This window comes from Mariniflexile jejuense, assembly GCF_042675665.1.
GTDB classification, from domain to species: domain Bacteria; phylum Bacteroidota; class Bacteroidia; order Flavobacteriales; family Flavobacteriaceae; genus Mariniflexile; species Mariniflexile jejuense.
The window spans coordinates 2,237,155-2,249,031 of the sequence record NZ_JBHTJI010000001.1 but is presented as its reverse complement, the minus strand read 5'-3'; the positions used below and the strand labels follow the sequence as shown (position 1 = coordinate 2,249,031).

The 11,877-nt window shown below is 34.1% G+C and carries 10 protein-coding genes and 1 tRNA gene; 8 read left to right on the top strand and 3 right to left on the bottom strand.

Features of this window, described 5'->3' with window-relative positions; translation table 11 throughout:
• Positions 1–166 precede the first annotated feature (166 nt).
• Positions 167–3,235 (top strand): zinc-dependent metalloprotease, encoded by a 3,069-nt coding sequence (locus ACFQ1R_RS09605; RefSeq protein WP_379925954.1) that lies wholly within the window; start codon positions 167–169, stop codon positions 3,233–3,235.
• 134 nt (positions 3,236–3,369) lie between these two features.
• On the opposite strand, the gene pth is transcribed toward ACFQ1R_RS09605, so the two are convergent.
• From pth to ACFQ1R_RS09590, 3 genes are all read right to left on the bottom strand, one after another.
• Positions 3,370–3,996, bottom strand: coding sequence for an aminoacyl-tRNA hydrolase (gene pth, locus ACFQ1R_RS09600; RefSeq protein WP_379925953.1), 627 nt, complete (start codon positions 3,994–3,996; stop codon positions 3,370–3,372).
• A 205-nt stretch (positions 3,997–4,201) separates the two neighbouring features.
• Positions 4,202–4,831: a 50S ribosomal protein L25/general stress protein Ctc gene (locus tag ACFQ1R_RS09595; RefSeq protein WP_379925952.1), complete on the bottom strand. Its 630-nt coding sequence runs from the start codon at positions 4,829–4,831 to the stop codon at positions 4,202–4,204.
• 55 nt (positions 4,832–4,886) lie between these two features.
• Positions 4,887–5,828 (bottom strand): ribose-phosphate pyrophosphokinase, encoded by a 942-nt coding sequence (locus tag ACFQ1R_RS09590; RefSeq protein ID WP_379925951.1) that lies wholly within the window; start codon positions 5,826–5,828, stop codon positions 4,887–4,889.
• 149 nt (positions 5,829–5,977) lie between these two features.
• Between ACFQ1R_RS09590 and ACFQ1R_RS09585 the strand changes: the two genes are divergently transcribed.
• From ACFQ1R_RS09585 to ACFQ1R_RS09555, 7 genes are all read left to right on the top strand, one after another.
• Positions 5,978–6,057: transfer RNA gene (locus ACFQ1R_RS09585), tRNA-Leu, on the top strand.
• 242 nt (positions 6,058–6,299) lie between these two features.
• On the top strand, positions 6,300–7,547 hold the full coding sequence (locus tag ACFQ1R_RS09580) for a site-specific integrase (RefSeq protein WP_311935826.1): 1,248 nt from the start codon (positions 6,300–6,302) through the stop codon (positions 7,545–7,547).
• Positions 7,548–7,894: 347 nt separating this feature from the next.
• Positions 7,895–8,182, top strand: coding sequence for a helix-turn-helix domain-containing protein (locus ACFQ1R_RS09575; RefSeq protein ID WP_379925950.1), 288 nt, complete (start codon positions 7,895–7,897; stop codon positions 8,180–8,182).
• A 68-nt stretch (positions 8,183–8,250) separates the two neighbouring features.
• Positions 8,251–9,456, top strand: coding sequence for a primase-helicase family protein (locus ACFQ1R_RS09570; protein ID WP_379925949.1), 1,206 nt, complete (start codon positions 8,251–8,253; stop codon positions 9,454–9,456).
• Positions 9,457–9,663: 207 nt separating this feature from the next.
• Positions 9,664–10,518, top strand: coding sequence for a toprim domain-containing protein (locus tag ACFQ1R_RS09565; RefSeq protein WP_379925948.1), 855 nt, complete (start codon positions 9,664–9,666; stop codon positions 10,516–10,518).
• A complete protein-coding gene (gene mbpA / locus ACFQ1R_RS09560; RefSeq protein ID WP_379925947.1) occupies positions 10,502–11,014 on the top strand; it encodes a mobilization protein MbpA in 513 nt (170 codons plus the stop codon). Before ACFQ1R_RS09565 ends, mbpA begins: the two co-directional genes overlap by 17 nt.
• Complete coding sequence (locus tag ACFQ1R_RS09555; protein WP_379925946.1) at positions 11,014–11,874, top strand: relaxase/mobilization nuclease domain-containing protein; 861 nt, start codon at positions 11,014–11,016, stop codon at positions 11,872–11,874. The genes mbpA and ACFQ1R_RS09555 overlap by 1 nt, the downstream gene beginning before the upstream one ends.
• Positions 11,875–11,877: the final 3 nt, after the last annotated feature.

The window sequence follows — 11,877 nt, the reverse complement described above, 5'->3', positions numbered from 1 at the left end:
CAAGCTAATAATTGGCAATTTGACTAAAAAAAGTTAGATTTGCTATAACTGTTTATTAAAATAGTCCCAAATATCTTTTATGAAATTGCCGTTATAATACATTTTAAAAAATATTTGTAAGTATAAGGCAATACCATATGACCATTGAAAACAATAATATCTACTTATGAAAGCAAAACTACATTATGTTTTATCAATAGCAATGTTTTTAGCCATATTTTCGGCAACATCTCAAAATTCTTCTTGGAAAAAAATTGAAGGTATTAAAGATTCTGAGGAACTTTCAAAATTACATTTAGATAAAAGTAAAGCACATGGTTTTGAATTGGATATTGCATCATTAAAAACGGCATTGTCAGCTACGGTTTCAAGAAATTCAAAAACAAAAGGAAAGTCAATTGTAATTTCAGTTCCAGCTGAAGATGGAAAATTGGAAACCTTTAAAATTTATGAAGCATCTGTTTTTGCGCCAGATTTAGCTGAAAAATACCCAAATATAAAATCGTATGTTGGTTTAAGTACCAATAATTCTGGAACTAGATTACGTATGAGTGTGTCGCCTCAAGGTGTACAAACCATGATTTCTTATGTTGATAAACCAGATGTTTACATGCAACCAGTTTCAAAAGGATCAAAAGACTATGTTTTATATAATAGAACTTCTAAAACTAATAAGGGAAATAGATTTAGCTGTAAAACCGTTGATGCTATAAATGGTACATTAAACAAAAGTGATATAACATCAAAAATTAGTATAAATGAAGGTGGCGCAAACAACAAAACACTTCAAAAATTTAGAATAGCTATTTCTGTAACTGGTGAATATACAGCGTATCATGATGATGGTATTCCTGGTAATGGCGATGCAGTTGCCGATGCTTTAGCTGCTATAAATGCAACACTTACTAGGGTTAATGAAGTATTTGAAACCGATATGGCAATTACGTTTGAACTTATAAACGCTACACAACTAATTTATACAAATGCTTCAACCGATCCATACTCAATTGCAAGTGTTGGTGCAGATGAAGATAATTTTGAGAATACAAATGGCTGGAGTCTTCAGTTACAAAACAATTTAACCAACACTATTGGAAATGGCGCCTATGATATTGGACATTTGTTTGGCGCAACAGGTGGTGGTGGTATAGCTGGATGTATAGGTTGTGTATGTACTGATGATACACCAAGTACTACAGACCATAATAAAGGTAGTGGTTTTACATCACCAGCCAACGCAATGCCAGAAGGTGATACATTTGATATAGATTTTGTGGCTCATGAAATAGGGCATCAAATGGGAGCAAACCATACCTGGGCTTTTGATAGTGAAGGTACGGGTGTAAACGCCGAACCTGGAAGTGGAACAACCATAATGGCGTATGCAGGTATTGAAGGCAGTAATAATGTTGCTTTAAATAGCGATCCATATTTTCATTACCATAGCATAAAACAAATTTTGAATAACATTATTGGTAAATGCCAAACAACAGAAGCAATCACTAATAATCCACCCATTGCAAATGCTGGTGCCGATTATAATATTCCTGCTGGTACAGCATACGTTTTAAAAGGTTCTGCAACCGATGCTGATAGTGGTGATAATTTAACCTATTGCTGGGAACAAATTGATAGCGGTATTGTAAATTATTTAAATTTTGGACCAAATTTGGTGTCTGGTTCTATAAATAGGTCGTTGCCACCAAGTAGCGATTCTAATAGATATATACCAAAATTTAGTAGTGTTTTAGATGGTAATACCACACAAACCAACCCTACTTTAGGTAGCGATTGGGAAACGGTATCAACTGTAGCAAGAAATTTAAATTGGGCTTTAACAGTAAGAGATAGAAATCCATTAAACGCTAGTGGTGCACAAAGCAGTTATGATACCATGAAAATTACTGTTGAAGCAGTTACACCATTTACGGTTTCTAACCCTGTAAGTTGGGCTCAAGGGAATAACGTTACTATTAATTGGGTAGTTGGACAAACAACAAACGGCACTATAAATTGCCAGAATGTGAATATTAAGTTATCTACCGATGGCGGACTAACATTTCCAATTACTATAGCAACAAACACACCAAATGATGGAACACACCTATATACTGTACCTGCAATTCCTGATACAGCAAGCGCAAGATTATTAGTTGAAGCTGCAAATAATATTTTTTACGATGTATCGGATTTTGATTTTTCAATTTCAACAACTCCAGATTTTTTTATGGTTGAAGAAACTATAGATCCTATAGCTTGTAGCGCTACTTCAGTTACTTTTCATTTTAATTATGTTGCAGCGAATGGTTTTTCTGAAAATACGGTATTTAGTGCTTCTGGAAATCCAGGAAGTTCTATGGTTAGTTTTTCGCCTGCTAGTTTAAATACCTCAGGAAGTGTGACAATGACAGTTAGTAATTTAACAGGTGTTCCGTTAGGCGATTATCCAATAACAATTACAGGAACAGCAACTAGCAAAACAAAAAATAAGGGTGTAAATCTTCCTTTTTATAATGGTGTATGTGCTTCGGTAGCAAACACAGAGTATGAAACAAGTACAACTTCAGTACAATTTAATACCATAAACAATAATTCCGCTAAACCATCTGGCTATAGTAACTATACTAATATTTCTACTAATGTTAATAGAAATAGTTCGTATAACTTAACTGTAAAGGCAAATACTGATGGCGATTTTATAACTAGTACAAAAGTATGGATAGACTGGAACCAAAACTGTAGTTTTAATGATGCCGGAGAAGAATACAATTTAGGTGATGCAAGTAATGTTGCAAATGGAACAACGGGCAACTCGCCACGTTCTATAACGGTACCATTAACAGCACTTTTGGGAAATACCATAATGCGTGTATCAACTAAATTTAAAGATGATGGACAACCAACGGCTTGCGAAAATGGTTTTGATGGTGAAGTTGAAGATTATACTTTAAATATTATGCCTACCTTAGATATTGAAGAGTTTGGTTTTGAGAATTTTATTGTATTTCCAAACCCAAATAAAGGCATGTTTAATATTCAATTAAATGGTTCATTAGAACGAAGTATTTTTGTTAATGTTTTTGATATTAGAGGACGTAGTATTTATAATAAAGAATATCCTAATGTAGGTGATTTTAAACAAGAAATACAACTAAACAATGCGCAATCTGGCATGTACATTTTAAATGTAAGTGATGGCGTTAGAAAATCTACAAAGAAAATTGTTGTTGAATAAAAAGCTAGTTTATAAGTTAAATATTAACGTCTTTGCGAGGTACGAAGTAATCTGTTTCTTGATTAAATGATACGTAAAGTTTTGATTGAAAAAATTATTTTCGGTTGTGGTTTCTTTATAATAACAGGATTTTTTTACTTCCCATTAAAGGTATTCATGGTAATATTGATGCCTGCTAATGCAAACGATTTTATAAGCTCGACAGATTTATCTAAACGTTCTTTTAGTTTTTCGTTTTCTTCATTGGTCCATTCGCCTAATACATAATCAACTTGTTGTCCTCTATTAAAAGCGTCGCTTATGCCAAATCTAAAACGGTTATAGTTTGTGGTGTTTAGTTTTGCTTGTGTATCTTTTAGTCCGTTATGTCCGCCATCACTTCCTTTTGTTTTTACGCGGATGCTTCCAAAAGGCAGGTTTAAATCGTCGGTTATTACTAGTAAATTTTCTAACGGAATGTTTTCTTTTGTTAACCAATACACGATGGCTTTTCCGCTTAAATTCATGTAGGTACTTGGTTTTAGGAATATAAAGGTTCTTCCTTTTAGTTTGTAGGTGGCAACATCGCCTAGTTTTTGGGTTTCGAAGGTTATGTTTTCTTGGGTTGCAAAATGGTCTAGTATTTTGAAGCCTATGTTATGGCGTGTGTTGGCATATTCTGCGCCAATATTTCCTAGGCCAACTATTAAATATTTTTTCATTTGATTTTGTTCTTCAGTATATGGCTTATTTTTAAACAGGTTTGATAGAAATTGCCACATGGTTTTGTTTTTTGATTGCTGATAGGTGCGTTAGGGATAGCAGTGAAAAGCCCGCAGCAATAGCGAGGACTTGTAACGGATAGCCCGACCTTAATACTGAAACTAATTTCAGTATTAAGGTAACGCTCAAACTATTATTTGTGTAAAAATAAAAAAGCATCCTTAATTAATTAGGATGCTTTTAATATTTAATCTAGAATTTTATTTATTCTTGAGTTGCTTCTGCTGCTTCAGTTGTAGCTTCTGCTCCTTCTGCTGCTTCATCTTCATCATCATCTTCAGTTACTGCTGCTCTTGAACGTCTTACTAAACATACTACGGTATTGTCTGGGTGCATAAATTTGAATGCATCGTTTTGTAATGTAGTAATGTAAAGTTTGCTTCCAATTTTAAGCGGTGTAATATCTGCCTCAATAAAATCTGGTAAGTTTGCAGGTAATGCTTTAACACGTAAGCTACGACGGTTTTTACGTAAAACACCACCATTTTTAACACCACGAGAGTTACCAATGAATACCACTGGAATATCCATAGTAATTTCTTTGTCTTCGAATAATTGGTAAAAATCGATGTGTAAAATTTTGTCGGTTACAGGGTGAAATTGAATGTCTTGTAAAATAGCATTGTATTTTTCACCATTTTCCAAAGCAATCACAACTGTATGCGCATTTGGTGTGTATACAAGATGTGAGAACGCTAATTCTTCTGCACTAAAATGAACTGGCTTATCTCCTCCGTATAATACGCAAGGAACCTGACCAGCATTACGTAAGGCTTTTGTTGCTTTTTTGCCCACGCTTTCTCTTTGAGATCCGTTGATTGTAATTGATTTCATTTTTAATATATATAGTTAATAATTATTCTTTTTTAGTGTAAACCTTTTTTGGGGCTTACATTACAAATTTTGAACTTATAGATTTGTTATTGTGTACTTTTTCCATAACCTCGGCAAATAAATTGGCACAGCTAAGTACTCTAATTTTATCACTTAAAGGTTTTACAGGTATAGAATCGGTTACTATAAGTTCTTCTAATTTTGAATTGTTTAAATTATCATAAGCTTTACCAGATAAAACAGGATGTGTACAAATGGCTCTTACACTTAAAGCACCACGCTCCATCATTAAATCGGCTGCTTTTGTTAAAGTGCCTGCTGTATCAACCATGTCATCAACTAACACGACATTTTTTCCTTCAACATTACCAATTAATTCCATGTGAGAAATAATATTGGCTTTAGCGCGTTGTTTGTAGCATATTACCACATCGCATTCTAATGCTTTAGAATAGGCGTAAGCTCTTTTTGAACCACCCATATCTGGTGATGCAATGGTTAAATTATCTAAATTTAAACTTTGCAAGTATGGTAAAAAGATGGTTGATGCAAATAAATGATCTACAGGTTTTTCAAAAAAGCCTTGTATTTGATCTGCATGCAAATCCATAGTTATAATACGTGTAGCACCTGCTGCTTCCAACATTTTTGCTACTAATTTTGCAGCAATTGGTACTCTAGGTTTGTCTTTTCTATCTTGTCTTGCCCATCCAAAATAAGGTAAAACAGCTGTTATATGTCTTGCTGATGCACGTTTTGCAGCATCAATCATTAGTAGCATTTCCATTAAGTTTTCAGGTCCAGGGTTGGTAGATCCAATAATGAAAATTCTAGTACCTCTAATAGATTCTTCATACGATGGTTGAAATTCACCATCACTGTAAGTAGAGGTAATTACATTACCCAATTCAGCCCCAAAAGCACTAGCTATTTTTTCACCAAGCACTTTGCTTTGTGTACATGCAAAAATTTTAGCTTCGGTTATAACAATTGGCATAGATAACGTGTTGTTTTATAGCGCATAAAGTGCGCCTTATTTTAAACGAGGTGCAAATTTATACATTTATTTTAACCTAAAAAGTATATTGCCTAGTATTTTTATGAATAATATTGAAAAAATATATATTTTTGCAGTCCTGTAATGAAGCTCAAGTGGCGGAATTGGTAGACGCGCCGGATTCAAAATCCGGTTCTTCGGAGTGCGGGTTCGATTCCCGCCTTGAGTACTTTTTAAACACCAAATTATAATAAAAAGCCTGTAAATCAATTATTTACGGGCTTTTTAATTTTATTTGATGTCATATAATAGCATAAAATACCATTTAAAAAGGGGCTAATTCGGTGTCACTAAATTTGATTTTTCAACTGACACCGAATAGCTTATAAGCGTTTGTATTTCAGTTAATTATGAAAAGTATTGTTTGTTGAATTTTTAGTATATTAAAGTCTAAAATAACAACTGACACCGATGAACAATTCATTATCAATTTTGTTTTACATTAAAAAGAGTAAAGCGGATAGCCTTGGGAAGGCTAATATCTATTTAAGAATAACGGTTGATGGTAAACGAGCGGAATTTAGTATTCGACGCAAAATAACCCCAGCTAGATGGAGCAATGAAACAGGCTTAGCCAAGGGAAACTCTAGTGAAACGCAGGAGCTCAATAGATATATTTCGTCAATAAAAAACAAATTATATCAATGCGAACAGCGTTTTATTGACAAGGGAATACCAATTACATCTAAAAAATTACGTGATGCCCTTTTAGAAAAGGAGACCAAATTTAAAATGCTGATTGAGGAATTTGAGAATCATAATAACCAAGTTGAAAAACTAATAGGGATTGATTTTGCTCCAAATACATTGATAAGATATAAAACAACGTTAAATCACTTAAAAAAATTTCTGTTAAATGAGTATAACATTAAGGATATTGCATTGAATCAAATAGACAATGTCTTTATTAATAGATTAGAATATTATTTTAAAACATCGGAAAATTGTGGACATAATACCACATTTAAATATATTTCAAATTTAAAAAAGATTGTCAGGATCGCATATAATAATGGTTGGATTAAAAAGGATCCTTTTGTTCATTATAAAACAAAGTACAAAACTGTAGATAGAGAGTTTCTAACGGAACAAGAAATTCAAACCCTGATTGAAAAGGATTTCAGAATTGAAAGACTGAATCAAGTCAAAGATATTTTCATATTTTGTTGCTATACAGGTTTAGCATATATTGATGTAAAAAAATTAGTGAATAGTCACATTGTTTTAGGAATTGATGGAGAATATTGGATTAATACAAAAAGGACTAAAACAGATAGTAAAATAAACATTCCACTTCTTCCAAGCGCCTATAATATTATTAAGAAGTATCAAAATTTCTCTGAGATTATAGATGATGACAAAGTTCTACCAGTATTAAGTAACCAAAAAATGAATGCATATTTAAAAGAAATTGCTGTTATCTGTGAAATAAATAAAAACTTAACATTTCACTTGGCACGACATACTTTTGCAACTACTGTAACGCTTACTAATGGTGTTTCAATAGAATCGGTAAGCAAAATGCTTGGTCACAAATCATTAAGAACTACCCAGCACTATGCCAAAATTCTTGATAAAAAGGTAAGTGAGGATATGAATGCATTGAGGATAAAAATGAGTGGAGTAAAACAAACAAACTCTAATAAATCAATAAAATAATGGGTAACTATAAATGCCACAATAGAAATTAATAGTAAATCTGCGTTTTTCTATTCCATTATTTACAAAAATCCTCGAATTCCATTGTTAATAACTCAAAACACCCTCAAATCGGTCATTTTCTGATATTTAGTTTGATGTCATTTGATATCATATAACATCAAAAAAAAATAGAGAATAATCTTATGATGGTATATGGTCTAATTTGTTGTTTTATAATTAGTTGTGAATAACTAATTGAAATTCTTTTTTCTTTCAATAGCCAACTTTAATACCTTTATTACCATAATCCCTTAAGGGAAGACAAAAGCGCTTTTGTTCATTTTATTAAACTAAAAGCAATAAAAATGGACACTATTTTAATTCTTGAACGATTGGATCGTTTAGAAAAACTACTCATAGGAAGTAAAGAGGTATTGACCTTTGATGAAGCCAGTGATTATACGGGCATATCCAGAAGTTATCTTTACAAACTCACAGCTTCTAAAAAAATTCCACACTCCAAACCCAATGGTAAGATGGTTTTTTTTGATAAAAAGAAACTTGTGGATTGGTTACTCCAACATAAGCGAGAACCCGAACTAAAAATAAAGGGCAGCACCCAAGCAGGTAATCTAGCAAAAAAGAATATCTAACATTTTTAAGACAAAATCAAACGGTCTAACAATCTGCTGTGATTTCTCATGGCATAAAAACAATTCTTATGGAAAAGACACCCTATATACGTGTGGGCACGTCCTACTTTAAACGCGTCAAAGCTCCAACCATAGCCGGTCACTTCAACGAGATCCTGGTGCACTGGAACATGGAGACCATTAAACAAGACCATGGCAAAGACCACTTAAGCAAAATCCCAAAATATGATGGCTTTACCTGTATTCCAAGCCACATGGATTTTAAACAAGAATATCTCGGGTTTTATAATATCTATTCTCCGTTGGGCAAAATACCCAAAGAGGGAAATATTACGTTGTCCCTAAAATTTGTAAATCACATCTTTGGTAAACACTATGAGCTTGGATTGGACTATCTCCAATTGTTATATTTAAAACCTATTCAGGTACTTCCTATCCTCTGCCTCGTCTCCAAGGAACGCTCCACGGGTAAAAGCACTTTTTTAAAATGGCTTAAGGAAATTTTTGAAAATAACCTCACCTATTTGACCAATGACAGTTTTAGTAGCCAGTTCAATGCCGATTGGGCTAATAAGCTGTTGATATGCATCGATGAAGTTCTGTTCAATAAGGAAGAGCTCACGGAACGCATTAAATACCTAAGTACCACCAATATCAATAAATTGGAGGCCAAGGGCAAGGATAAACGCGAGGTTGAGTTCTTTGGCAAGTTTATTCTTTGCAGTAACAATGAAGATAGTTTTATAAAGATAGATGCCAATGAAACCCGATTTTGGGTAATCAAAGTACCCGTTCTTGAAGAAGAACAGACCAATTTCCTGGACAAATTGATTGAAGAGATTCCTGCCTTACTATATTTTCTAGCAAACCGCAAACTTCATTCAAAACACCTAACACGCATGTGGTTTACGGCGCAACAGATCAAAACAACCGCCTTGACTAAGTTGGTACAGAACAATCGAAATAGAGTTGAAAAAGAATTAGCAAGTATTCTAATGGGTGTGATTGAAAAATTTGATTTGGAAGCCGTTGACCTTTGCCCCATGGATGCCCTTTTGGCATTAAACAGAACACGGGTAAAAACGGATTTGACGCAACTGCGGAGGTTACTAAAAAATGATTGGAAACTAAGTAACAAGGATAACTCAAACAGTTACCAAAAATTTGTGATTTGGACGGACGGCGATATGACCTTGGTGGATGCTAAAGGGCGCTATTTTACCATTGATAAATCATTTTTAACTGAAAACTTTGATGATTTGATGACAGAATAGAAAACCTGCCGTATCTATTGGGCTAAAGCTGTCATCATTATATCATCATTTAGTCATCAAAAAAAATAATGATGACAGGATAATGCTATAAAAAACCAAGAATGATGAATTGATGACATATTGATGACAAAACAAAGCTACTGTTTATAGGGCTTTACAGATGAAATCATCAAATCATTAAAAAAACAACCTAAAACACATTGGCTTATGAAAAGAAAAATAAATTGTGAAACAGCCCGTAATTTTCCAGTGGAAAAAGCACTGGAAAAATTAGGGCACTTTCCCAATCGCACAACGGAACAAGAAGCTTGGTTTCTGAGTCCATTTCGGTCAGAAACCCAAGCCTCTTTGAAAGTCTCCAGAACCAAGAACCGATGGTACGACCACGGTGAAGGTATAGGTGGCAATGTGATTGATTTGGTATGCAGGATTTTAAGATGTACAATAAAAGAAGCGCTGTCCTTTTTAGATGATGATAATGCTAATGGTTCTATCAAACGGCAACCCTTAGGCAATACCTTGGAATCCCAGATTCAAATTATAGAAGTGAAGGAATTAGAACATCTTGCCCTGCTCCAATATTTAAGTTTAAGAAGTATACCCATAATAGTTGCCAAAACCTATTGCAAAGAAGTATGGTATAACTATAGGGATAAAACGTTTTTTGCTGTGGGCTTAAAGAACCATAAAAGCGGCTGGGAATTAAGAAACAGGCTTTTTAAAAATAGTAGTAGCCCAAAATCCTATACAATCATTCAAAACAAAAACAAACAACTCATTCTATTGGAAGGCATGTTTGATCTATTGTCCTTGGCTATGTTGGATACAAAACTTTTGAACACCTCGGATATACTCGTTTTAAATTCCCTAGCTTTTATTAAGGACGCTGAAAAATATTTTGAAACATATGATTTGGTAAACCTTTATTTGGATAGGGATACAACTGGGCAAAAGGCTACCAAATATTTAATTGATAAGCACAATCATGTTTTGGATAAAAGTAATAGATATGAAAACCATAAAGATTTAAACGACCTATTAAGCCATGAAAAAGGAAGATGAAAATGATTTTTATTTTAAAGAAGAAACAACACGGACACTAAAGATTCCTACTGAAGTAATCGGTCAATCAGATAGTTTGGAACTTGATTTGGAAAAGGATCTATCGGAAAACGAAAAGCTTGTGGGTAGGAATTCGAGATGTGTGCCTGTGGACACATTCTCGTTTGCTCCCCTTGGTCGCAAAGTAAAAAAAGTGTTTAAGGGGAAAGGTGACCTCGTTAAGTTTCGATGTTCCGTATATGAAAAAAAGCTACTAAAAGTAAAGTCAAGTCGTAGTGGATTGACCTTAAGCGAATATATCCGACGTAGCTTATTTGGTCAGGAAATCACGGAACGATTTTCAGATGAACATATTGAAATATATAAAATGCTTATTAAATATCACAATAATTTTAAGTCCATTGGAAACATGTACAAAAAACGAAATCCGAAGCTTACCCAAGAAGTATATGATTTAGCAAATGACATCAAGAAACATCTTAAAAAATTTCAATAATGATAGGCAAAGGCAAAAGCATATCACACACCATGGCATCCATGTCCTATGGATGGAACCAGGAAAAGGATGCTGAAGTGGTCCTCAAAGAATTTCTGCATGGTGATACGCCAAAAGAGATCACCCAAGAATTCAAAATGGTCCAAGATCAAAATTACCATTGTACAAAAAACACCTTGTCTTTTGTTTTAAGTCCGACCATTGAAGATGGTAAACGGTTGGGAAAGGAAGAGCTGCATGCCGTTACCAAACGCTTTATACATGAAATGAAATTGGGAGAACGACAAGCCATCGCTTTTGTACATCAGGATAAGGAGCATAAGCACATCCATCTATACGTCAACCGTATTGATTTTAGAGGGGCTGCCTATAACGATAGCTTTATTGGGAAACGGAGCCAACAGGCTGCTGAGAAAACAGCGGAACAGATGGGATTGACCACCGTAAAACAGATCCAATTTGAAAAGGAGTTCAATCTTAAGGAAATACGAACTGAAATCAAGCGGCGGCATGATCTGACCATGAAACAGTTCCAGCCCAAATCCTTTGATGATTATGTAAAAGCCATGCAGGTAAATGGGGTTAAGGTCATCCCGACCATTAATAATCAAAACAAGCTACAGGGCTTTCGGTTTGAATTTGATGGTCATAACTTAAAAGGTAGCGAAGTACATCGTAATATGTCTCTTGGTAATATTGGAAAACAGATATCAGGTATCCACGGGGCAAGAATATTAAAGGAAAACAATGTAAGCGTCACACTAGCTAGTAAGGTGGTTGATTTGACACCGAGTTTGGCTCTTAAAATCACCAAGTTCATTATTAAAAAAGCCATCAAAGGGATGGATATAGGCTATTAAATA

Excerpts from the sequence above, each read along its gene's own strand:
- mbpA (WP_379925947.1), top strand. The coding sequence starts at position 10,502 with ATGAAAAAGGAAGATGAAAATGATTTTTATTTTAAAGAAGAAACAACA.
- pth (WP_379925953.1), bottom strand. The coding sequence starts at position 3,996 with ATGTGGCAATTTCTATCAAACCTGTTTAAAAATAAGCCATATACTGAA.
- ACFQ1R_RS09555 (WP_379925946.1), top strand. The coding sequence starts at position 11,014 with ATGATAGGCAAAGGCAAAAGCATATCACACACCATGGCATCCATGTCC.
- ACFQ1R_RS09570 (WP_379925949.1), top strand. The coding sequence starts at position 8,251 with ATGGAAAAGACACCCTATATACGTGTGGGCACGTCCTACTTTAAACGC.
- ACFQ1R_RS09575 (WP_379925950.1), top strand. The coding sequence starts at position 7,895 with ATGGACACTATTTTAATTCTTGAACGATTGGATCGTTTAGAAAAACTA.
- ACFQ1R_RS09580 (WP_311935826.1), top strand. The coding sequence starts at position 6,300 with ATGAACAATTCATTATCAATTTTGTTTTACATTAAAAAGAGTAAAGCG.
- ACFQ1R_RS09590 (WP_379925951.1), bottom strand. The coding sequence starts at position 5,828 with ATGCCAATTGTTATAACCGAAGCTAAAATTTTTGCATGTACACAAAGC.
- ACFQ1R_RS09565 (WP_379925948.1), top strand. The coding sequence starts at position 9,664 with ATGAAAAGAAAAATAAATTGTGAAACAGCCCGTAATTTTCCAGTGGAA.
- ACFQ1R_RS09605 (WP_379925954.1), top strand. The coding sequence starts at position 167 with ATGAAAGCAAAACTACATTATGTTTTATCAATAGCAATGTTTTTAGCC.
- ACFQ1R_RS09595 (WP_379925952.1), bottom strand. The coding sequence starts at position 4,831 with ATGAAATCAATTACAATCAACGGATCTCAAAGAGAAAGCGTGGGCAAA.